22 protein-coding genes, 1 pseudogene and 1 riboswitch are annotated in these 20,772 nt (G+C 74.2%); of the genes and pseudogenes, 7 read left to right on the forward strand and 16 right to left on the reverse strand.

Features of this window, described 5'->3' with window-relative positions; translation table 11 throughout:
• Positions 1-6: 6 nt before the first annotated feature.
• Positions 7-792: an HNH endonuclease family protein gene (locus tag AFB00_RS02575; RefSeq protein ID WP_231974178.1), complete on the forward strand. Its 786-nt coding sequence runs from the start codon at positions 7-9 to the stop codon at positions 790-792.
• Here the strand turns inward: AFB00_RS02575 and AFB00_RS02580 are convergent.
• The 4 genes from AFB00_RS02580 to AFB00_RS02595 form a co-directional block, all read right to left on the reverse strand.
• Complete coding sequence (locus tag AFB00_RS02580; RefSeq protein WP_068795871.1) at positions 779-2,083, reverse strand: deoxyguanosinetriphosphate triphosphohydrolase; 1,305 nt, start codon at positions 2,081-2,083, stop codon at positions 779-781. The two genes, AFB00_RS02575 and AFB00_RS02580, sit on opposite strands and share 14 nt — an antisense overlap.
• Positions 2,080-2,697 carry a YdcF family protein gene (locus tag AFB00_RS02585; RefSeq protein WP_068799943.1) on the reverse strand — a complete coding sequence of 206 codons (618 nt, stop codon included), beginning with the start codon at positions 2,695-2,697 and terminating at the stop codon, positions 2,080-2,082. Before AFB00_RS02585 ends, AFB00_RS02580 begins: the two co-directional genes overlap by 4 nt.
• A 98-nt stretch (positions 2,698-2,795) precedes the next feature.
• Positions 2,796-3,830: an XdhC family protein gene (locus AFB00_RS02590; protein ID WP_231974179.1), complete on the reverse strand. Its 1,035-nt coding sequence runs from the start codon at positions 3,828-3,830 to the stop codon at positions 2,796-2,798.
• Between the two features lie 125 nt (positions 3,831-3,955).
• Complete coding sequence (locus AFB00_RS02595; protein WP_068799945.1) at positions 3,956-4,303, reverse strand: VOC family protein; 348 nt, start codon at positions 4,301-4,303, stop codon at positions 3,956-3,958.
• Positions 4,304-4,574: 271 nt separating this feature from the next.
• Here AFB00_RS02595 and AFB00_RS02600 point away from each other — a divergent pair, with 271 nt between their 5' ends.
• Both AFB00_RS02600 and AFB00_RS02605 read left to right on the forward strand, forming a co-directional pair.
• On the forward strand, positions 4,575-5,984 hold the full coding sequence (locus AFB00_RS02600; RefSeq protein WP_068795872.1) for a hemolysin family protein: 1,410 nt from the start codon (positions 4,575-4,577) through the stop codon (positions 5,982-5,984).
• Complete coding sequence (locus tag AFB00_RS02605) at positions 5,981-6,976, forward strand: hemolysin family protein (protein ID WP_068795873.1); 996 nt, start codon at positions 5,981-5,983, stop codon at positions 6,974-6,976. The genes AFB00_RS02600 and AFB00_RS02605 overlap by 4 nt, the downstream gene beginning before the upstream one ends.
• Positions 6,977-7,036: 60 nt before the next feature.
• Here AFB00_RS02605 and AFB00_RS02610 read toward each other — a convergent pair whose 3' ends face one another.
• The 3 genes and pseudogenes from AFB00_RS02610 to AFB00_RS35715 form a co-directional block, all read right to left on the reverse strand.
• The gene (locus AFB00_RS02610; RefSeq protein ID WP_068795874.1) at positions 7,037-8,443 is read right to left on the reverse strand and encodes a glycine--tRNA ligase; all 1,407 of its coding nucleotides are present in this window, start codon (positions 8,441-8,443) and stop codon (positions 7,037-7,039) included.
• Positions 8,444-8,654: 211 nt separating this feature from the next.
• Positions 8,655-9,473, reverse strand: a complete 819-nt coding sequence (locus AFB00_RS02615) for a hypothetical protein (RefSeq protein ID WP_197519728.1) — start codon at positions 9,471-9,473, stop codon at positions 8,655-8,657.
• A 485-nt stretch (positions 9,474-9,958) separates the two neighbouring features.
• Positions 9,959-10,192, reverse strand: a pseudogene (locus AFB00_RS35715) (hypothetical protein); the annotation flags it as partial.
• Between AFB00_RS35715 and AFB00_RS02620 the strand changes: the two are divergent.
• Both AFB00_RS02620 and AFB00_RS02625 read left to right on the forward strand, forming a co-directional pair.
• A complete protein-coding gene (locus tag AFB00_RS02620; protein ID WP_068795876.1) occupies positions 10,193-10,555 on the forward strand; it encodes an ArsR/SmtB family transcription factor in 363 nt (120 codons plus the stop codon).
• Positions 10,552-11,001, forward strand: a complete 450-nt coding sequence (locus AFB00_RS02625; protein WP_231974181.1) for a Fur family transcriptional regulator — start codon at positions 10,552-10,554, stop codon at positions 10,999-11,001. The genes AFB00_RS02620 and AFB00_RS02625 overlap by 4 nt, the downstream gene beginning before the upstream one ends.
• 42 nt (positions 11,002-11,043) lie before the next feature.
• On the opposite strand, the gene AFB00_RS02630 is transcribed toward AFB00_RS02625, so the two are convergent.
• Positions 11,044-11,913: an IS5 family transposase gene (locus tag AFB00_RS02630; RefSeq protein ID WP_068795877.1), complete on the reverse strand. Its 870-nt coding sequence runs from the start codon at positions 11,911-11,913 to the stop codon at positions 11,044-11,046.
• Positions 11,914-11,949: 36 nt separating this feature from the next.
• Positions 11,950-13,335: an aminotransferase class V-fold PLP-dependent enzyme gene (locus AFB00_RS02635; RefSeq protein WP_068795878.1), complete on the reverse strand. Its 1,386-nt coding sequence runs from the start codon at positions 13,333-13,335 to the stop codon at positions 11,950-11,952.
• Positions 13,336-13,378: 43 nt separating this feature from the next.
• Positions 13,379-13,493: riboswitch (SAM riboswitch) on the reverse strand.
• A gap of 125 nt (positions 13,494-13,618) precedes the next feature.
• Between AFB00_RS02635 and AFB00_RS02640 the strand changes: the two genes are divergently transcribed.
• A complete protein-coding gene (locus AFB00_RS02640) occupies positions 13,619-14,251 on the forward strand; it encodes a hypothetical protein (RefSeq protein WP_068799947.1) in 633 nt (210 codons plus the stop codon).
• A 77-nt stretch (positions 14,252-14,328) separates the two neighbouring features.
• Positions 14,329-14,664 (forward strand): DUF2795 domain-containing protein, encoded by a 336-nt coding sequence (locus AFB00_RS02645; protein WP_068799948.1) that lies wholly within the window; start codon positions 14,329-14,331, stop codon positions 14,662-14,664.
• A 10-nt stretch (positions 14,665-14,674) separates the two neighbouring features.
• Here AFB00_RS02645 and AFB00_RS02650 read toward each other — a convergent pair whose 3' ends face one another.
• The 7 genes from AFB00_RS02650 to lhgO all read right to left on the reverse strand — a co-directional run bounded on the left by AFB00_RS02650 (position 14,675) and on the right by lhgO (position 20,766).
• Entirely contained in the window at positions 14,675-15,856 is a 1,182-nt protein-coding gene (locus AFB00_RS02650) for a multidrug effflux MFS transporter (RefSeq protein WP_068795879.1), read from the reverse strand.
• A gap of 1 nt (position 15,857) precedes the next feature.
• Entirely contained in the window at positions 15,858-16,259 is a 402-nt protein-coding gene (locus AFB00_RS02655) for a hypothetical protein (protein WP_231974182.1), read from the reverse strand.
• On the reverse strand, positions 16,256-17,098 hold the full coding sequence (locus AFB00_RS02660; protein ID WP_068795880.1) for an isoprenyl transferase: 843 nt from the start codon (positions 17,096-17,098) through the stop codon (positions 16,256-16,258). The genes AFB00_RS02655 and AFB00_RS02660 overlap by 4 nt, the downstream gene beginning before the upstream one ends.
• Before the next feature lie 47 nt (positions 17,099-17,145).
• Entirely contained in the window at positions 17,146-17,526 is a 381-nt protein-coding gene (locus AFB00_RS02665; protein WP_156819340.1) for a hypothetical protein, read from the reverse strand.
• Between the two features lie 214 nt (positions 17,527-17,740).
• Positions 17,741-18,607: a DNA repair protein RecO gene (gene recO / locus AFB00_RS02670; RefSeq protein ID WP_083275215.1), complete on the reverse strand. Its 867-nt coding sequence runs from the start codon at positions 18,605-18,607 to the stop codon at positions 17,741-17,743.
• Between the two features lie 21 nt (positions 18,608-18,628).
• Positions 18,629-19,537, reverse strand: a complete 909-nt coding sequence (gene era, locus AFB00_RS02675; RefSeq protein WP_068795882.1) for a GTPase Era — start codon at positions 19,535-19,537, stop codon at positions 18,629-18,631.
• Positions 19,534-20,766, reverse strand: coding sequence for an L-2-hydroxyglutarate oxidase (gene lhgO / locus AFB00_RS02680; protein WP_068795883.1), 1,233 nt, complete (start codon positions 20,764-20,766; stop codon positions 19,534-19,536). Before lhgO ends, era begins: the two co-directional genes overlap by 4 nt.
• Positions 20,767-20,772 lie beyond the last annotated feature (6 nt).

Below are 20,772 nucleotides of genomic sequence, written 5' to 3' on the forward strand. Positions count from 1 at the left end.
CGACGGGTGCGGCTTCGGACGGGGATGCGGGTCGGTGCCGCGCTGGCGGCGGTGGCGGTGCTGGCCGGGTGTGCGGGACCGGTGTCGTGGCCGGACGCGCTGGACCGGGCGCTCGCCGCCGGGGACACCGGGACGGGTGCGGTCGTGCCCGCCACGGTGGGCCTCCCGGGGCCCGACGCCACCGGGAGCGCGGCGACGTCGCTGGACGCGCTGGCGGTCAAGGGCCGGGCGCCGAAGACCGGGTACGCGCGGGAGGAGTTCGGCCGGCGCTGGGCCGACATCGACCGGGACGGCTGCGACCAGCGCAACCAGGTGCTCGCGCGGGACATGGACGCCGAGACCTTCAAGCCCGGCACCCGGGAGTGCGTGGTGCTCACCGGCACCCTGCCCGACGCCTACACCGGTACCTCGATCCCCTTCACCCGCGGTCAGGGCACCAGCGACAAGGTCCAGATCGACCACGTCGTCGCGCTGTCGGACGCCTGGCAGAAGGGCGCCCAGCAGCTCGACCCCGCGACCCGGGAGCGGCTCGGGAACGACCCGCTGAACCTCGTCGCCGTCGACGGGCCGACGAACAGCCGCAAGGGCGACGGCGACGCCGCCACCTGGCTGCCACCGGACCGCGGGTACCGCTGCGCCTACGTGGCGCGGCAGGTCGCGGTGAAGACCCGCTACCAGCTGTGGGTGACCGACGCCGAGCGGGACGCGATCGACCGGGTGCTGGCGACCTGCCCGGACCGGGTCGTCCCCACCGAGGAGGACGCCGCCCGCCCGGCGGTCACCCTGCGCTGACCCCGCTCCGGCACAGCTCCCGGTGCCGGGCGACCGCCTGCGGGTCGGTGAGCAGCGCGACCTGGTCGACCACGACCCGCAGCCGGGCACGGTCGTCGGGCGCGGCGGCCCAGTCCTGCGCCCGCACCGGATCGAGGCCGCCGGCACCCAGCCGGGTCAGGGTGGCGACCAGCTCGTGCAGCAGCTCGCGCTGCCGGGCCTGCATGGCGAGCCGCTGCGGGTCGCTCATGACGTAGCGGGTCGCGAGCGCCTTGAGCAGGACGACCTCGGCGCCCGCCGCAACCGGGACCACGAGATCGGCGCGGTGGCGGGCGAGCGGGGCGTCGCCGTGGGTGTCCAGGGTGGCGTCGGTGGCCGCGAGCGCGAACCGCCCGACCAGCTCGGAGGTCATCCGCTTCATCGCGACCAGGTCGCCGCCGGTGGCGGTGCGGACGTCGAACCCGCGCAGGGCGCGGACGACCGGCAGCGCGTCGAGCCGGGCGGCGGCCTCGGCGCAGGCACCGGCGTCGGCCCCGAAACCGACCGCGGCCTCCCCGGCGAGCGCGGCCCGCTCGGCGGGCGAGGACAGCACCGCGAGGTCCATCCGGCCGGCCAGGATCGCGTCCTCCACGTCGTGCACCGAGTACGCGACGTCGTCCGCCCAGTCCATGACCTGGGCCTCCATGCTCCGCAGACCGGGACGGGCACCGGCGCGCACCCACTCCAGGGCCCCGACGTCGTCGGGGTAGGCCCCGAACTTGCGCTCGGCACCGCGGCGCGGCCAGGGGTACTTGGTCGACGCGTCCAGCGTGGCCCGGGTCAGGTTCAGCCCGCCGGGCACCCGCTTGGGTTCGAGCCGGGTCAGGATCCGCAGGGTCTGCGCGTTGCCCTCGAAACCACCGCAGGCCCCGGCCGCCTCGTCGAGCGCGCGCTCGCCGTTGTGCCCGAACGGCGGGTGGCCGATGTCGTGCGCGAGACCGGCGGCGTCGACGACGTCGGGGTCCAGACCCAGTTCCTCGGCGATCCCGCGGCCGATCTGGGCGACCTCCAGCGAGTGCGTGAGCCGGGTGCGCGGCATGCCGGTGATCTCGGCACCCTCCCCCGGCCCGACGACCTGCGTCTTGCCCGCGAGCCGGCGCAGGGCCGCGGAGTGCAGCACCCGGGCGCGGTCGCGGGAGAACGGGCTGCGCCGCTCCACCCGGCCGCGCTCGCCGAGCCCCGCGCCCTTCGGCGGCTCGGGATGCCGGCGCTCGACGTCGGCCGGCTCGTAGCCGGGGGCACCGGTCAGCACCGGGACGGCGGGCCCGCTCATCCCAGCCCGCTGCCCGCCGTGTCGACCGAGGCATGGGTCAGCTCATAGAACAACAACGCCCCCGTCTCGCGGTAGATGTAGCGCAGCTGGGTCTCCCGGGTCTGCACGATCGGCCCGCTGCGGGTGGGTGAGGTCCATGCGTCGAGCCCGGCGTCGCGGGCCATGGTGCGGGCCCGGAGGCTGTGCCAGGGATCGGACACCAGCAGTGCCGAGTCCCAGCCCTGCTCGCGCGCGACGGCGGCGACGGACTCCAGGCTCCCGAGCGTGTCGACGCCCTCCGGGACCGCCTCCACCGCCGTGCTCGGCACGCCCCGGCCGAGCAGCCACTCCCGGCTGGCCTCGGCCTCGGTGTAGCGGTCCCCGGCCTGCCCGCCCCCGACCGTCACGATCCGGGGGGCCACGCCGTCCCGGTAGAGCTGTTCGGCGTGCCGGAGCCGGGCACGGAGCACCTCGCTCGGCTCGCCGTTGTACTGGGCGGCGCCGAGCACGACGACAGCATCGGCCGGCCGCTGGTCGTCCACCCTGGCGATCTGCCAGACCCGCAGAGCGGTGACCCCGACCACGGCGAGCAGCATCACGAGCCCACCGGCCACCAGCCGGGCGCCCCAGGTCATGCCGGTGCGCACCGGGCCGCGCGGGGAGCGGGAGGGTGCGGGGGGCCGCGGGGCGGGCGGTGCGCCACCGCCCCAGCCGCGCCGCGAGGACGGTGCGTTCATGCGCCGATCCGCCCCGACGACTCCGCCAGTACCGCCGCCGAGCGCCCGGCCCGCGCGGCGATCACCTCGGCGACGATCGACACCGCCGTCTCCGCCGGGGTGCGGGCGCCGAGATCGAGTCCGACCGGGCCGCGCACCGCGGCCAGCTGGTCGGTGGTGACACCGGCGGCGAGCAGCCGCTCGCGGCGGGCGGCCTGGGTGCGCCGGGAGCCGAGCGCGCCGAGGAACCCGCGCCCGTGGGCGATTCCGGCCAGCAGGATCGCGTCGAACTCCGGCGCGTGGTCGAGCAGCACCAGCACGTCGGCCTCGGTGAACGCGGCGACCGCGGCGTGCGCGGCCGCCACGGTGGTGGCGGTGCGCGCCGACCAGCCCAGCAGCCCGGCCTGGGCGTGCAGCGCGGCACCGAGCGCGCCCTCACCGACGACCAGCACCGAGGGCACCGGCACCCACACGTCGACCAGCACGTCGGCCCCGTCGGCGGTGATCCGCTCGGTCGCCGTGGCTCCACGGCGCAGCAGGCCGCGCGCCTGCTCGACCGCTGCGGCCGGCACGGTGCCGGGTGCACCGTGCTCCTCGGCCAGCTCGGGGCCGGTGAGCACCAGGGCTGCGCCGTCACCGGCCCGGGACAGCAGCGCCGCGGGCCGCGCGGCGGCCAGCGCCGCGCCGAGCGCCAGCGCCGCGCCGGTGGGCAGCGGGTGCGCGAGCAGGGTGGCCCCGCCGCCGCAGGCGAGGCCAGCGCCCAGCGCGGACTCGTCACCGACGAGCGCCTCCCGCCGCGTCGTCGCCCCGGCCGCGGCCCCGGTCGCGAGCGGGTGCGCCGCGGCGTCGAGCGCGCCCCGGTAGACCTGGCCGGCCAGCTCGCCTCCGGTGGTGCCGGCGAGCAGCTGCCCCGCCTCCACCGAGCCGAAGCCGTGCCGGTCGAGGACACGGACGACACCGATCCCGGCGGCGCCGCCCGTGGCCCAGCGCTGCAGCGCGATCCCCAGCTCACGCCGGGGATCGGCCGGTGGGGGCGTCACGGGTGTGGTCACGGGCGTCAGGGTAGCGACGGGGTCTGACAGGACGCTGAGAGCGGGCTCTCGGAGACCACACCGGGAGCGGGCTCTCGGAGACCACACCGGGAGCGGGCTCCCGGGGACCACACCGGGAGCGGGGCTCAGAGCGGGCCGGCGAGGTTCAGCGCGTTGCCGTCCGGGTCCTTCACGTGCGCCACCCGCTGGCCCCACGGCATGTCGTTCGGCGCGCCGTCCACCGTCCCGCCGAGCGCGGTGACCCGCGGCAGCACCGCGTCGACATCGGACGCGGACGCCAGCACGGCGGAGAGCAGGAACCGCTGCGGCCCCTGTGGCGCGGCGGCGTCGCACACCACGCCCAGCCGGGCACCGAGGACGTCCAGCCCCAGGTAGAAGGGCGCGCCCTCGGCGGGGACCCGCTCGGTCTCGGTCGCCCCGAGCAGGTCGCGGTAGAAGCGGGCGAGCCGCTCGCCGTCGGTGCTCACGAGCATCGTCTCCAGCGTCATACCGGTGCCGACCCCCGCGGCCGCCGGTTCTCATCGGTCCGTCCGGGTGACGCACACGACGCGACGCGGGTCCCGCGGAACCGTACGATTCCGGCACGCGTTGTACGCGTCGACGCCCACATCCGAATCCCGAGTCAGGAGTCATGGACCCCAGCGACAGTCCCGGCGCCGTCCGCAGCCACTGCGGACGGCGACCCCGCACCGCCCTCCGTCCCGCCCGCCCGCACGGGCCCGATGACCGGGCGGTGACGCTCCGGTGATCGGCACGATCTCGGGCATCCTGCTCGGTGTGCTCGTCGTCCTGGCGATCACCGCGCTGACCGGCTACTTCGTGGCCCAGGAATTCGGCTACATGGCCGTCGACCGCTCGCGGCTCAAGGCCAGGGCCGCCGACGGCGACACCGGAGCCGCGCGGGCACTCGACATCACCCGCCGCACCTCGTTCATGCTCTCCGGCGCCCAGCTGGGCATCACCGTCACCGGTCTGCTCGTCGGCTACGTCGCCGAGCCGCTGATCGGCAACGGCATCGGCGAGCTGCTCGGCCTGGCCAGCGTCCCGACCGGCGTCGGCGTCGCGATCGGCACCGTGTTCGCGCTGCTGCTCTCCACGGTCGTCCAGATGGTCTTCGGCGAGCTGTTCCCGAAGAACCTCGCGATCGCCCGCCCGGAGCCGGTCGCCCGCTGGCTGGCCCTGTCCACCAAGACCTACCTGGCGCTGTTCGGCTGGATCATCAAGATCTTCGACGCCGCCTCGAACCTGCTGCTGAAGATGCTGCGGATCGAGCCGGTGCACGACGTCGAGCACTCCGCGACCCGGCGGGACCTGGAAGCGATCATCGACGACTCGAAGGACTCCGGGGACCTGGATCCGGAGCTGGCGACCCTGCTGGACCGGGCGGTGGACTTCAGCGACCGCACCGCGCGGGCCGCGATGATCCCCCGGCCCCGGGTGTCCTGGGTGCGGGACGACGCGACGGTCGAGAGCCTGGTCGCGCAGATGGCGGTGCAGCACTCGCGCTACCCGGTGCTCGGCACGCCGCCCGAGGCGGCCGACCCGGACAACGCGCTGGAGCTGGTCGGCGTCGTCTGCCTCAAGGACGTGCTGGCGGCCGGCGAGCGGTTCGGCGACCGGACGTTCGCCGAGGTGCGGGTGTCGGAGCTGATGCGGGCACCCGTGCTCGTCCCGTCCTCGCTGCCGCTGCCGCAGGTGCTGGCCCGGCTGCGTGCCGACGACGAGGAGCTGGCCTGCGTGCTCGACGAGTACGGCGGGCTCGCCGGCGTCGTCACGGTCGAGGACATCGCCGAGGAGCTGGTCGGCGAGATCACCGACGAGCACGACCAGGCCGGCACCGACCAGGCCACCGCGGCCGGCGACGGCTGGGTCGTCCCCGGCGACCGGCACGTCGACGAGGTCGGCAGGCTGATCGACGCCGAGCTGCCCGACGGCGACTACCAGACCGTCGGTGGCCTGGTGATGGCCGAGCTGCAGCGGCTGCCGGAGACCGGTGACGAGGTCGTCGTGGTGATCGCGGCCGACAACCCGGACGACGAGGACCGCGCCCTGCGCCTGACCGTGCACGAGGTCGACCGGCGGGTGCCCTCGGCGGTGCACCTGGTCTGGACCGAGTACTCGGCCAGCGACGACGAGCAGGAGGTCCGGGCGTGAGCACCGTCGAGATCGTGGTGTCCGTGGCGCTCATCGCACTGAGCGCGTTCTTCGTGGCGGTCGAGTTCGCGCTCGTCGCCGCCCGCAACTACCGGCTCGAGGAGGAGGCGCAGACCTCGGCCGCGGCCCGGGCCGCGCTGCGCAGCGCGAAGGACATCTCGCTGCTGCTCGCCGGGTCCCAGCTCGGCATCACCCTGTGCGTGCTGGGCCTGGGCGCGGTGACCAAGCCGGCCGTGGACTACGCGCTGCGCCCGGTCCTGGAGGGCTGGGGGCTGCCCGGCGGGGTGGCCGGCGTCGTGTCGTTCGTGCTCTCGCTGATCGTCGTGACGTTCCTGCACCTGGTCGTCGGTGAGATGGCGCCGAAGTCCTGGGCGATCTCGCACCCGGAGCGGTCGGCGATCCTGCTGGCGCTACCGATGCGGGCGTTCATGGTCATCGCCCGGCCGCTGCTCCTGCTGCTCAACGGCGCGGCCAACGCGTGCCTGCGGGCCGTGGGTGTCGAGCCGGTCGACGAGATGGCGTCCGGCCGCAACGCCGAGGACCTGCGCGAGCTGGTCGACCACTCGGCGAAGACCGGGACGCTCGACCAGGAGCGGCGCGACCAGCTGGTCACCGCACTGGAGCTGGAGCGCACACCGGTGCGGGAGCTCGCGCACGAGCCGTCCGGGGTGTCCGCCGACGACGACGTCGCGGCGATCCAGGACACCGCGCGCCGGACCGGGCACCTGCGGCTCGTCGTCCGTGAGGGCACGGAGCCGATCGGCTACGTGCACGTCCGGGACACGATGACCCGCGAGCCCGGCACCCGGGCCCGGGACCTCATGCGCCCGGTGCTCACCCTGCCGGGCGACACGCAGTACCACACGGCCGTCAACACGATGCGCGACCAGCGCGCGCACCTGGCCCTGGTGCAGTCCGACGACGGGCTGGTCGGCATCGTCACGCTGTCCGACCTCGTCGAGCGGCTGCTGCCCGAGCCCGTACAGGCCTGACACACGACGGTGCCCCCGCCCGGATCCCGGGCAGGGGCACCGTCGTCGTCGGTCCGCGGCTCAGCAGCCGAGCAGCCGGGTGGCCAGGTAGGTCTCGACCTGGTCCAGCGCCACCCGCTCCTGGGCCATCGTGTCCCGCTCGCGGATGGTCACGGCCTGGTCGGTCAGGGTGTCGAAGTCGACCGTGATGCAGAACGGGGTGCCGATCTCGTCCTGCCGCCGGTAACGACGGCCGATGGCCCCGGCGTCGTCGAAGTCGACGTTCCAGTTCCGGCGCAGCTGCGCGGCCAGGTCCTTCGCCTTCGGCGACAGGTCGGCGTTGCGCGACAGCGGCAGCACCGCGGCCTTGATCGGGGCGAGCCGCCGGTCCAGCTTCAGCACGACGCGCTTGTCGACGCCGCCCTTCGCGTTCGGCGCCTCGTCCTCGGTGTAGGCCTCGATCAGGAAGGCCATCATCGAGCGCCCGACGCCGGCCGCGGGCTCGATCACGTACGGCTTGTACCGGGTGTCGCTGGCCTGGTCGTAGAACGACAGGTCCACGCCGGAGTGGTTCGAGTGCGCCGTCAGGTCGAAGTCCGTGCGGTTCGCGATGCCCTCGAGCTCGCCCCACTCCTGGCCGGTGAAGTTGAACCGGTACTCGATGTCGACGGTGCGCTTCGAGTAGTGGGAGAGCTTCTCCTTGGCGTGCTCGTAGTGCCGCAGGTTGTCCGAGGAGATGCCCAGGTCGGTGTACCAGCGGGTGCGCTCGTCGATCCAGTACTGGTGCAGCTCCTCGTCGCTGCCCGGCTCGACGAAGTACTCCATCTCCATCTGCTCGAACTCACGCGTGCGGAAGATGAAGTTGCCCGGGGTGATCTCGTTGCGGAAGCTCTTGCCGATCTGGCCGATACCGAACGGCGGCTTCTTGCGCGAGGTCGTCTGCACGTTCAGGAAGTTCACGAAGATGCCCTGCGCGGTCTCCGGGCGCAGGTAGTGCAGCCCCTCCTCGGACTCCACCGGGCCGAGGAAGGTCTTCAGCATCATGTTGAACTCGCGGGGCGCGGTGAACTGCCCGCGGGTGCCGCAGTTCGGGCAGGGCACCTCGGAGAGGTCGTTCTGGTCGGCCTGCTCCGGGTCGCGGCCCTTGCGCTCGGCGAACTCCTCCGCCAGCTGGTCGGCGCGGTAGCGCTTGTGGCAGGACTCGCACTCGACCAGCGGGTCGGAGAACGTGCCGACGTGGCCGGAGGCGACCCAGGTCTGGCGCGGGAGGATCACCGAGGAGTCCAGGCCGACGACGTCGTCGCGGCCGGTCACCACCGTCTTCCACCACTGGCGCTTGATGTTGTCCTTCAGCTCGACGCCGAGGGGCCCGTAGTCCCACGCCGACCGGGTACCGCCGTAGATCTCCCCGGAGGCGAAGACGAATCCGCGCCGCTTGGTCAGCGCGACGATGGTCTCGATCTTGGCTGAGGTGGGCTTGCTGGCCACAGCGGTACTCCAGGAACGTGGTTCGGACTCCCCCACCGCCACGACGGCCGGATGGGCCGTCCCAGGCTACCGATCCCCCTGTCCACATAACTACACAACCCCGACTCGCAGCTCCGCGCCGTCCGACCGGCGTCCACGGACACGCTCACCGGTTCGGATCCTGCTCACGCGATCGGGTGCGCGTGGCCGGAACGCGTGAGCGTCTCGACCGTCACGGGGTCGTCAGGGAGCGGAGGCGGGTGGCTGTGGGGTCGAAGGGGTCCAGGTCACGCCAGGTCCAGCGGACCACCGCGCGGACACCGGGCTGGGCGCGCAGGGCGTCCTCCCGGTGCTTCTCCCGGAGGACCGCGGTGGCCACGGTCTCCTCGCCGCGCAGCGATCTGCCGTACTTCTCCATACCGTCGAACTCCCCCACGACCCCGTGATCCGGCCACCAGAAGTCGACCCGTCCGACGTGGCCGCCACGGTGGTCGCGCACGACGTGCTGCAGGACGGGCGGCGGTACCCCGAACCGCTGCATGCGGACGCGGCTCCGGGACTCACCGGGTCCGTCGGCGCACCGGTCCGCGAACACGGCGACCGCGCGCGCCCCCGCCGCGCCACGCCGTCCCGCGGCCCGGGCGGCCGCGTCGGTGAGATCGGCAGTGGTGCAGAGACCACGGAACAAGGCGGCGTCGGCGACCGTCACCGCCGTCTCGAACGACGCGGTGCGCGCGAGGTCGGCGACGGTACGGGCCACCGACGTCACCGCGACACCGTCGACGACGGTCACGTCACCGGGCGGCAGCGGGGCGGCCGTGAGACGCAGGCGCGCCGTGGTGCGCCCGCCACCCGCCCGCTCCCGGATGATCTCGACCCTCCGCAACGAGGTGCCCCACACCGGGAGCCCGTGCAGCACCGCGGCGGACGCGTGACCGACCACGGCGCCCGGGCCGAGCAGCGGGAGCGTCGCCGCGACCAGCAGCCGGTGCCGCTCGACGGTGTCCCGTCGCTGCGGGTCCTCGGCGTCGAGGTAGGCACCGGGACGCACCCGGCAGAGCGTTCCCCGTCGCAACGCGGCCCGGATCTCCGCGTCACCGCGCCCCTCGGCCAGGAGGGTCCGTCGCAGGTGCAGTCATCCCATGGCCCGAGCCTGCCCCGCCCGACGGCCGGCGGACGCCCGACCTCGCCACCTGTGGACACCGCCCCTGCCTGTGGACACCCGCGCCGCCGGGCCCTGCACCCCCCGATCCGCTCACGCGATCGGCCGTCGCTCACGGGATCGCGTGAGCGGCGGCGCATCGCGTGCGCGTCCTCTACGCACGACCGGGAAGGGAAGCGGGTCAGGGGGTCAGGAGGGTGGGGTGGTGGATCGGTTCGGTGCCGGGGGTCACCGAGAGGCGGGTCTCGTGGGTGGCCTCGGTGCTGGTGTCCGCCTCGGCGAGGAGGGGGTGGACGTGCTCCCGGACCGCACAGGGCCCGGCGGTAGGCGTCGACGGACTCGAAACGGACGGTCAGCGTCCACTGCTCCCGGTCCTCGATGGCGCGGCCCACCTCGCCGCCCCGGCATCCGGGCTGGGCGGCCAGGAGCTCCAGCGCACGGGCGGCGCGGGCGGTGAACGAGGACTCGTCGGCGGGCGACACGGTGAACCGGCATACCAGCAGCACGGCGCGACGATAACGAACACGCCTACCATGTCGGATGCGGCCGGCACGGCTCGACACGTGCCGGGGGTGTGGCCGCCGCCCCCGGGGACGGGAAACCACCACATGTCAGCCGCCACCACCCCGCTCCCCGACGACCACGCCGGGGAGCACGTCCCGGCGCCGGCGCCCGGTCCCGTCCGGGACCAGCGCACCCTGTCCGCGGCCGGTGACCTGCTGCGTGCGCTCGCCGCGCCGGTCCGGATCGCCATCGTGCTGCAGCTGCTGGAACACTCACGGTGCGTCCACGACCTCGTCGACGCGCTCGGCGTCGCCCAGCCGCTGATCAGCCAGCACCTGCGGGTGCTGAAGTCGGCGGGGGTGGTCGAGGGCGAGCGCAGGGGGCGCGAGGTGGTGTACTCGCTGGTGGACGATCATCTGGCGCACATCGTCGTGGACGCGGTGGCGCACGTGGAGGAGGGCTCGTGACGGACCAGGCGGTGCAGGACGGACCGGCGCGGTCGACCGCCGGCCCGCGCGGTATCCGGGCGACCCGGCAGCGGGCGGCGGTCACCGCGCTGCTCGACCGGATCGAGGACTTCCGCTCCGCGCAGGAGATCCACGAGGAGCTGCGCCGCACCGGCGAGGGAATCGGCCTGACCACGGTCTACCGCACCCTGCAGACCCTCGCCGACGGCGGCGAGGTCGACGTGCTGCGGACGGCGTCCGGCGAGGCCGTGTACCGCCGGTGTGCGACCGAGCACCACCACCATCACCTGGTGTGCCGCCGGTGCGGCGCCGCCGTCGAGATCGAGGGCCCGGCCGTCGAGTCGTGGACGCAGTCGGTCGCGGAGAAGCACGGTTTCACCGAGGTCTCGCACACGCTGGAGATCTTCGGCCTGTGCGCGGGGTGCGCGGCCCAGCGCTCCTCCTGATCCCCTGCGGCCCGGGGCGGGCTCAGAGAGTGTTTGAGAAGATCATGTTGAGGGTGTGACTACGTACTTCTGCTGGCGTCGGGCGGGTTCGCCACGGGCGATGCGGCGGGTGATGGTGTTGATCGCCGCCCAGCGGATCATGGCCTCGGACACTGCGGGGTGGCGTTCGTAGTCGCGGGCCAGGCGGCGGTGTGCGGTGACCCAGGCCAGGGTCCGCTCGACCACCCACCGCCGCGGGAGGACGGCGAATCCGCGCTGCTCAGGCGGTTTGCGCACGATCTCGACGCTGGTGTGCAGGATCGTGGTCGCCCAGTCCAGCAGGCGCCCGGCGAACCCGGCGTCGGCGTAGACGAACCGCACCCTCGTGCGCAGGTAGAGGTCGAGCAGGATCGACTTGGCGCCATCGCGGTCCTGCACCGACGCCGAGCACACCATCGTGGTCAGCAGCAGGCCGAGGGTGTCGGTCACGATGAACCGCTTCCGACCGTTGACCTTCTTCCCGGCGTCATAGCCGCGGGTGTCCCGCCCGACCGTGTCAGCGCCCCTCACCGACTGCGAGTCGATGATCCCCGCGCTGGGTTCGGGGTCGCGGCCCTCATCAGCGCGTAGCTGACGGCGCACGATCGGGAGGATCTGCTCGGTGACCCTCTGCTGCTCCCACCGGTTGAAGTACCAGTACACCGTCTGCCACGGCGGGAAATCCACTGGTAGAGCCCGCCACGCGCACCCGGCGCGCACGACGTAGAGGATCGCATCCACCACATCACGGCGCGCGTGCTTCTCCGGCCGGCCTCCCGCCCCCGCCGCTGGCAGCAGCGGCTCGATCAACGCCCACTGCTCATCGCTGGTGTCCGAGGGGTACCGCCGCCTACGCCGAGCCACTCCTCCACGATGGACCACACCCGGACGCATCCAGCGCAGACACGCCGACCCTTCTCAAACACGCTCTCAGTGCCCGCAGCCGCGTGCGGCCCCCGGACGCCCCGAGCCCGGCCCGTCGAGCGGACGCGGGTCCGGCGTCGGCGCCCAGCGCCCGTCGACGATCGCGTAGGTCCATCCCGGCTCGCGCCGGGCGATCCGGTCCAGCGCGTGTACCAGCCGGTCGACGTCGGACGCGGTGCTCCGCAGCCCCAGCGAGGCGCGGACCGCGTCGCCGCCGGTCAGCCGCTCCAGCAGCGGGTGCGCGCAGAACCGCCCGTCGCGGACACCGATCCCGTGCTCCGCCGACAGCGCCGCCGCGACCAGCCCGGCGGGCAGCTCGCCGAGGGTGAACGAGACGGTGGCGGTGCGGTCCCCGGAGCCGGCCGGGTCGTCGAACACCGACAGGACCCGCAGCCCGGGCACCGTCGCCAGGCCCGCCCGCAGCCGCCGGAGCAGTGCCCGCTCGTGGGCCGGGACGTCCTCGTCGATCAGCGGGTCCAGCTCGCGGCAGGCCGCACCGAGCGCGGCCGAGCCCAGCACGTTCGGTGTGCCGCCCTCGTGCCGCTGCGGCGCCGGCAGCCACTCGGTGCGGGTCCGGTCGCCGTCCACCGCGACCGATCCGACGGCGCCGCCCCCGGCGAGGTGCGGCTCGGCGGTGTCCAGCCAGTCCCGGCGCCCGACCAGGGCCCCGATCCCGTACGGGGCGTAGAGCTTGTGCCCGGAGAGCGCCACGTAGTCCGCGCCCCACCCGGCGAGATCGACCCTGCGGTGCGGTGCGAGCTGGGCCGCGTCCACGCAGACCCGGGCCCCCGCCGCGTGCGCGATCCGGACGATCTCCGGGATCGGCAGCAGCTCACCCGTCACGTTGGACGCGCCGGTCACCGCGACCAGCGCGGCGTCCGGACGCTCGGTGAGCTCGGTGCGCAGCGCGTCCAGGGTCGCGGCGAGCGTCCGGCCGGCCCGCACCACCCGGTGCTCGGTGTGCCGCCAGGCCAGCAGCGTCGCGTGGTGCTCCAGGTCGAGCGTCACCACCGGCCCCGGGACGGCACGGGCCAGCAGGCCGAGCGCGTCGGTGGTGTTCCGGGTGAACACGACGACGTCGTCGGCGCGCGCCCGGACGAACCGCGCGACGTCGGCGCGCGCGTCCTCCACCAGCGCGGTGCAGACCCTCGACGTCCAGCCGGCGCCCCGGTGCACGCTGCCGTGGTAGGGCAGCACCTCGGCGACGTGCGCGGCGACCGCCTCCAGGGCCGGCGCCGACGCCGCGGAGTCCAGGTCGCAGTACCGGACCCGGGACCCGTCGACGACCGGGACGCTCAGGTCGGCGCCGACCACCCGGGGCAGTTCGGCCCGGTGCGGAGCACGGTCCGCGGCCACGTCGCAGGGGGTGTCGGTCAGCAGTGCAGCAGTCATGATCCGGCCTCGCGGGATCTCATGGACCCGGCGGTACGCCCCGGATCCGCGCTTGCCGCCCGCGGGTGTCGCGGCGGCCCGGTCATCACCCGGGGCACCCCACCGCGGAGGAGGGTTGCCGGCCAGCAAGCCGGGGCTTCGCGCTGGCACTCGTGACCTTCGGCGGCGACGCTAGCACGATCCCGCGCCCGCCCGGTGCGGCGTAGGTCACCGACCGTCTCATAACGCGACGCCGGAGCGGGGGCCGCGGCACTAGCGTCGGGCGGTGGAGGTGAGGTCGACGATGACCGACACGCAGGAGGACGGCGCCCCCTCGGCACCCACGTCGGTGCGCCGGATCGACGTGCCCGAATCGGGCGAGCTCGCCCAGCTGGCCGCCGTGCTCGACGACCTGCAGTACGTGCTCCGCTGCTGCGAGCACCTGGTCACCGCGCTCGGCGGGCCGGAGTCCGGCCCGGTCCGGGTGGACGCCGACCCGGCGCTGGTGGAGGCGCTGTGGACCGGTGCCGTCGTCGGCTACGTGCGCTGCTTCTCCGGCCGCACGAAGACCCTGACCCGCGACGACCTGGCCCGGCTGGAGCTGGACGGCGACGTCTCCGGGTTCCACGACATGCTGTCCACCCTGCGCGACCACTACGCCTCCCGGCACGTGAACCCGCGCGAGTCGTACACGGTCGGTGTGGCCCAGTCCAACGACGGCAACCCGCGCGGGGTCGCGGTCGTCTCCACGCCGCGCCCGCAGGTCGACGAGACCACCGTGCGCCTGCTCGGCCGGGTGGCCTACTCGCTGTCCGCCCTGGTCGACGCGCGGATGAAGAAGTCCCAGAACGACGTGCTCGGCGTCGCGCACCAGATGTCTCCGGGCCAGCTGTCTGCGTTGCCCGTGGTGCACCTGGGCGAGGAGGGCACCGGCTGAGCCGCGGCGTGCATGGAACGTCCGGGATCGGCAACCCCGCCGGGGACACATCCGATCCCGCCGAGGAGGACGACCCCATGACCACCCGCACGACCACCCCCGCCGCCGTCCACGCCGCGCTGGAGGGTGTGCACTTCCCGGCCGGCAAGGACGAGCTGGCCGCCGGCGCCGAACGCAACGGCGCGGACGCGGCCACCGTCGAGGCGATCCGCGCGGTGCCCGCTGAGGACTACGGCTCGGTGTCCGACGTCGTCGCCGTGGTCGACACCGCCGACGAGTACGACGAGGAGACCGAGCAGCTCCGCGCCCAGCGCCGGACGCAGCACACCCACAGCGGGCTGTCCGAGGGCACGAAGGACGTGGACCCGGTCAACCCGATCGCCGAGGAGCTGGGCACGAACCGCAAGAAGTAGCGGTGGTGGCTCAGGCCGGGGCCCGCGGGCGCAGCAGGGCGACCGCGGCCGCCCCGGCCAGCACCGACACCAGGATCGTCACCGCCATCGCGACCGCGGTGACCCCGCCGGTCGAGACCAGGGGCGGGACGACCGCGCCGAACGCGAACTGGGCCGTCCCCAGCAGCCCCGACGCCGCCCCGGCCCGCTCGCGCTGCCCGGCGAGTGCCAGTGCAGTGCCGTTCGGCAGCACCAGCCCGACCGCGGCGACGACCAGGAACAGCGGCACGAGCAGCACCCACACCGGCGTCGCGAGCAGCGTCGCGACGAGCAGCCCGACCGCGCCGGCGAGGGCCACCACGACCCCGGCCAGCAGCAGCCGCCGCGGCCCGTGCCGGTCCACCAGCCAGGCGCTGACCTGCCCGGCGACGAGGATGCCGACCGCGTTCACCGCGAACACCGCGCCGTAGGCCTGTGCGCCGAGCCCGTACCCGTCCTGCAGCACGTAGCTGCCCATGGCGATGTAGACGAACATCCCGGTGCAGGTCAGCGCGAGGACGAGGGTCGGGCCGAGGAACGTGCGGTCGGCGGCGACCACCCGCAGCGAGGCGGCCGTCCGGGCCAGCCCACCGGCCCGGCGCCGCTCGACCGGCAACGTCTCCGGCCGGGTCAGTGCGGCGACCAGCAGCAGCACCCCGATCCCGGCGAGCACCCAGAACAGGCCCCGCCAGTCGGTGACCCGCAGCAGCTGGCTGCCCAGCACCGGTGCCACCACCGGCGCCGCCCCGCTCACCACCAGCAGCATCGCGAACATCCGGGCCGCCGTCGCGCCGTCGTAGAGGTCGCGGACCATCGCCCGCGCGCAGACGATGCCGCAGGCCCCGGCCAGGCCGCCCAGCAGCCGGAGCACGAGCAGCAGCTCGATGGACGGCACGAGGGCGCACAGCGCCGACGTCACCGCGAACGCCCCGACCCCGGCCAGCAGCGGCACCCGGCGGCCGAACCGGTCCGACAGCGGCCCGAACAGCAGCTGCCCGCCGGCCAGGCCGACCATGCACAGCGACATCGTGGCCTGCCCGAGCGACTCGGTGGTCCCGAGGTCCCGGGTCAGCGCCGGCAGCGCGGGCAGGTAGAGGTCCAGCGCGAGCGGCCCGAACGAGGTCAGCCCGCCGAGGACGAGCACCTGCGACAGCGGGAGCCGGGCGCGCTCCACGTCAGGCGTCGACGAGCTCGGCGCGCATGCTCGACGCCGAGGAGACCACCAGCATCAGCAGCGTGCCCATCGCCTGCTCGGCCAGGCCGGACGCCGGGAACGCGTAGCGCAGCGTGACGTCCCAGCCGTGTTCCCCGCGCACCACCCGCGGCGTGCCGAACAGCCCCTCGCCGACCCCGAGCCCGACCCGGCGCGGGACGTCGTCGGACGCCAGGTCCCAGGCGACCACACAGGTGAGGTTGAGGACCGGCAGGCCCTCCTCCAGCTCGGTGCCCTGGACCACGCAGAGCACGCCGCCGTGGGCGAAGGTGAGGGCACCGTCGTCGTCGGTCTGCACGTCGTGGAACCGCTCCAGCGCAGCGCGTGCGGTCGCGAGCATCCCGGCGATCACCCCGCCCGTCACGACGACACACCGCTCGCGCCGGCATCGGTGCTCGCGGGGCGACGCTCGGTATCGATGCTCGCGCCCGCGGGGCGACGCTCGGCTGCCCCGCCGAAGCGCCGGTCCCGGCGTGCGTAGATCTCGATCGCCTCCCAGATGTGGCGCCGGTCGAAGTCCGGGAACAGCGTGTCCAGGAAGACCATCTCGGCGTAGGCGCTCTGCCAGAGCAGGAAGTTCGACGTCCGCTGCTCGCCGGAGGAGCGGACGAACAGGTCGACGTCGGGCATGTCCGGCTCGTCCAGGTGCCGGGCCAGCATCTTCTCGTCGATCTTGTCGGGGTTGATCCGGCCCTCGGCGGCGAGCCGGGCCAGCTGCCGGACCGAGTCGACGATCTCGGCGCGGCCGCCGTAGTTCACGCACATGGTGAGGTCGAGGACGTCGTTGTGCTTCGTCCGCTCCTCCGCGACCTCCAGCTCCTTGATCACCGACCGCCACAGCCGCGGGCGGCGCCCGGCCCAGCGGACCCGGACGCCCATCGCGTCCATCTCGTCGACCCGGCGGCGGATGACGTCGCGGTTGAAGCCCATGAGGAACCGGACCTCGTCCGGGCTGCGCCGCCAGTTCTCGGTGGAGAACGCGTACGCCGACAACCAGCGCACCCCGACGTCGATGCAGCCGCGGGCGACGTCCATGAGGGACTCCTCGCCACGCTTGTGCCCCTCCGTGCGGGGCAGGCCGCGGGCGTTGGCCCACCGGCCGTTGCCGTCCATCACGAGGGCGACGTGGCGCGGGACCAGCTCCCGCGGGATCTCCGGCGGCCGCGCGCCGGACGGGTGCGGCGGAGGGGGCTGGAACGGCACGGGACCACCCTACGTCCGGCCGGGCCGGGGCCCGCCCGCGAGGGCGGTCACCGGGTGAGGTTACGGAACTCCTCGTCCGGTTCCTCCCGCTGCGGCCAGGCCGGGACCTGCGGGTCGCCCAGCCGGTCCATCGCCTCGCGCACCCCCCGGTTCCCCCGGGCGCGCTCGGTCTCCGAGATCGGGTCGGACTCCTCGGGCCGGATCACCGGCAGCATCGGGATCGCCGGCCAGTCACCCTCCTCGGTCCGGGCCCGGACCTGGCGCATCGCGCGGGTGGGGCCGTCCTGCGGCGACTCGGGCAGCACCTCGGTACGCACCGGGATCTGCTGGGTCGGCGCTACCGGGATCCGCTGCGTGGTGGCGGGGAGCCTGCGGGTTGTGCCCTCGGTCCGGCCACCACCGTCGCGCGGGGTGTGGGGTCGCGTCACGACTGCCTCTCCGTCGACGGGCTGGGGTCCCCTCGATCACGGGATCGTAACGAGTTCCGGAGTCGGTTGCCCGTCCACCAGGATGATCACCCGGTGGAGTCGGCGGATGTGTCGTGCAACGCGTCCGGCGGCGCGCCGGGCCGGACGGACCGGCGGGGCCGGACCGTTCGTCGGCCCGATCCCCCCGCTCGTCAGCGCGCAGTGCGCGCGACGATCACCGCGCGGCGGCCGGGCCGGGGCCGGGCTCCGGCAGCGACACCGCCGTCGCGGTGCCCGGCGGGCCGGAGTCCCCGGACGGGCCCGCTCCCGGCGGGTCGCCGGTGCCGGACGGGGACGCCGTCTCCCGGCGCCGCCGGTCGACCAGGGGCAACGACCGCAGCTGCCGTTCCAGGTGCCACTGCAGGTGCGCCGCGACCAGCCCGCTCGCCTCGCGGCGGGTCGGCGAGCCGGCCGCGTCCGCGGTCGGCCAGTCACCGTGCAGCAGCGCCCCGAGCAACATCACGGTCTCCGCCGCCGGGGTGACCGAGCCGGGTGGCCGGCAGCGGGGGCACACCATGCCGCCGCCGGCCACCGTGAACGCCCGGTGCGGTCCCGGGGTCGCGCACCGGGCGCACTCCGACAGCGAGGGTGCCCACCCGGCGTGGCTCATCGCCCGCAGCAGGAACGCGTCGAGCACGAGCGCGGGCTCCCGGACCCCGTCGGCCAGCGCCCGGGTCGCGCCGAGCAGCAGCAGGTAGACCCGCAGCGCGGGCTCACCCTCCTCGGACACCAGCCGGTCCGCGGTCTCCAGGATCGCGCACCCGCACGAGTACGCCGACCAGTCCGCGACGACGGCGGGCGCGAACGCGTCCACGGTCTGCGCCTGGGTGACGACGTCCAGGCTGCGGCCGGTGTAGCACTGCACGTCGACGTGGTTGAACGGCTCCAGGCGCGCGCCCCATCGGGACCGGGTGCGCCGGACGCCCTTGGCCACCACCCGGATCTTGCCCCGCTGCCGGGTCAGCATCGTGACGATCCGGTCGGCCTCGCCCAGCTTCTGGACCCGGAGGACGATCCCGGTGTCGCGGTAGAGCTGGGCCATGCGCCCCAGCCTAGAACGTCCTCAGAAGCCCAGCTTGCGCAGCTGCTTGGGATCCCGCTGCCAGTCCTCGGCGATCTTCACGTGCAGGTCCAGGTGCACCCGGGTGCCCAGCAGCTTCTCGATCTGCCGCCGGGCGTCGGTCCCGACCTGCTTGAGCCGGGCCCCGCCGCGGCCGATCACGATGCCCTTCTGGCTGGACCGCTCGACGTAGATGATCGCGTAGATCTCCAGCAGGTCCTTCTTCTCGATCGTCTCCTCGACGACGACGGCGATCGAGTGCGGCAGCTCGTCCCGCACGCCCTCCAGCGCGGCCTCCCGCACCAGCTCGGCCACCAGGACATCGGTGGGCTCGTCGGTGAGATCGCCGTCCGGGTAGAGCTGCGGGCCCTCCGGGAGCAGCCCCACCAGCAGGTCCGACAGCAGCTGGACCTGGAACCCGGACTGCGCCGACGTCGGGACGACCTCGGCGAAGTCCATCAGCTCCGAGACCTCGGTGAGCCGCTCGGCGACCTGCTCCGGGCGGGCCACGTCGGTCTTGGTGACGACCGCGACCACCGGGGTGTGTGCGGCGATCTTCCGCAGCTCCCCGGCGATGAACCGGTCCCCCTTGCCGACCTTCTCGTTCGCCGGCACGCAGAACCCGACGACGTCGACCTCGGCCCAGGTCTCGCGGACCAGGTCGTTCAGCCGGGAGCCGAGCAGCGTCCGCGGCCGGTGCAGGCCGGGGGTGTCGACCAGCACGATCTGCGCGTCGGAGCGGTGCACGATGCCGCGGATGGCGTGCCGGGTGGTCTGCGGGCGCGACGAGGTGATCGCGATCTTCTGCCCGACGAGTGCGTTGGTCAGCGTGGACTTGCCCGCGTTGGGCCGGCCGACGAAGCAGGCGAACCCGGAACGGAAGCCCTCGCCGCCGGGCTGTTCGACGGTCATGCGGCACCCAGCCGGTCGAGGATCTCGCGGCCGATCGGCAGGGCCGCGGTCGCCGCCGGCGACGGTGCGTTGAGCACGTGCAGGATCGACCCGGGGCGCCCGGCGCCGTCCGGGCCGTGCTGGTCGAGGAACAGGAAGTCGTCGACCAGGGTGCCGTCGGCCTTGACCGCCTGGGCGCGGACCCCGGCACCCGCCGGGTGCAGGTCCTCGGCGGTCACGTCGGGGAGCATCCGCTGGATCTGGGCGACCATCGCCCGCGTCGACAGCGACCGCCGTACCTCACCGATCCCGTACCGCCAGTGCTTGCGGGCGACCTTGAGCATGCCCGGGTAGGTCAGGGTGCCGAGCAGCTCCTTCGGCTTGACCGTGGTCCAGTCGTAGCCCTCGCGGGCCATCGCCAGCACGGCGTTCGGACCGGCGTGCACGTGGCCGTCGATCCCCCGGGTGGCGTGCACCCCGAGGAACGGGAACGCCGGGTCCGGTACCGGGTAGATCAGGCCGCGGACCAGCGAGGCGGCCCGCTCGGAGAAGCCGGAGTACTCCCCGCGGAACGGGATGATCCGGACCCCGGGGTCGGCGCCGGCGAGCCGGGCGAGCTCGTCGCAGCGCAGCCCGCCGCAGACCACGACCCGTGAGCCGAGCAGATCGCCGGAGTCGGTGCGGACCACGACGTCGCCCGGGCGGCGGGCGAACCCGGTCACGGTGCGGCCGAGGTGCACCTCACCGCCGTTCTCACCGACGAGCTCGGCGAGCTTCTCGGCGATGGTGCGGTAGTCGCAGATCCCGGTGGACGGGACCCACAGCGCCGCGAGCCCCCGCACGTCGGGCTCGTGCTCGCGCATGCCGTGCTCGTCGAGCCGGTGGTTCTCGACGCCGTTGGCGTCCCCGCGCCGGGCCAGCTCGTCGAGCCGGGGCAGTTCGTCGGGCTCGGTCGCGACGACCAGCTTTCCGCACACCTGGTGCGGCAGGTCGTGCTCCCGGCAGAACGCGACGGTCTCCGCGCAGCCGCCGACCGCGAGCCGGGCCTTGTAGCCACCCGGCGCGTAGTACAGCCCGGAGTGGATGACGTTGGAGTTGTTGCCGGTCTGGTGGTTCGCCGGCCGCGACTCCCGCTCGACGACCGCGACGGAGCGCCCCGCCCGGGTCGCCGCGTAGGCGGTCGCCAGGCCGACGATCCCGCCGCCGACGACCACCAGGTCGTAGGACGGCGTCGCGGGCAGCCCGGTCACGCGGTA

This window comes from Pseudonocardia sp. HH130630-07, assembly GCF_001698125.1.
Taxonomy (GTDB): domain Bacteria; phylum Actinomycetota; class Actinomycetes; order Mycobacteriales; family Pseudonocardiaceae; genus Pseudonocardia.

Bases quoted from the DNA above. Each gene is read 5' to 3' on its own strand.
- era (WP_068795882.1), bottom strand. From the start codon at position 19,537: ATGACCGTCGAACAGCCCGGCGGCGAGGGCTTCCGTTCCGGGTTCGCC.
- AFB00_RS02635 (WP_068795878.1), bottom strand. From the start codon at position 13,335: ATGACTGCTGCACTGCTGACCGACACCCCCTGCGACGTGGCCGCGGAC.
- recO (WP_083275215.1), bottom strand. From the start codon at position 18,607: ATGGCCCAGCTCTACCGCGACACCGGGATCGTCCTCCGGGTCCAGAAG.
- AFB00_RS02595 (WP_068799945.1), bottom strand. From the start codon at position 4,303: ATGCTCGTGAGCACCGACGGCGAGCGGCTCGCCCGCTTCTACCGCGAC.
- AFB00_RS02645 (WP_068799948.1), top strand. From the start codon at position 14,329: ATGACCACCCGCACGACCACCCCCGCCGCCGTCCACGCCGCGCTGGAG.
- AFB00_RS02585 (WP_068799943.1), bottom strand. From the start codon at position 2,697: ATGACCTGGGGCGCCCGGCTGGTGGCCGGTGGGCTCGTGATGCTGCTC.
- AFB00_RS02640 (WP_068799947.1), top strand. From the start codon at position 13,619: ATGACCGACACGCAGGAGGACGGCGCCCCCTCGGCACCCACGTCGGTG.
- AFB00_RS02580 (WP_068795871.1), bottom strand. From the start codon at position 2,083: ATGAGCGGGCCCGCCGTCCCGGTGCTGACCGGTGCCCCCGGCTACGAG.
- AFB00_RS02630 (WP_068795877.1), bottom strand. From the start codon at position 11,913: ATGCGTCCGGGTGTGGTCCATCGTGGAGGAGTGGCTCGGCGTAGGCGG.
- AFB00_RS02620 (WP_068795876.1), top strand. From the start codon at position 10,193: ATGTCAGCCGCCACCACCCCGCTCCCCGACGACCACGCCGGGGAGCAC.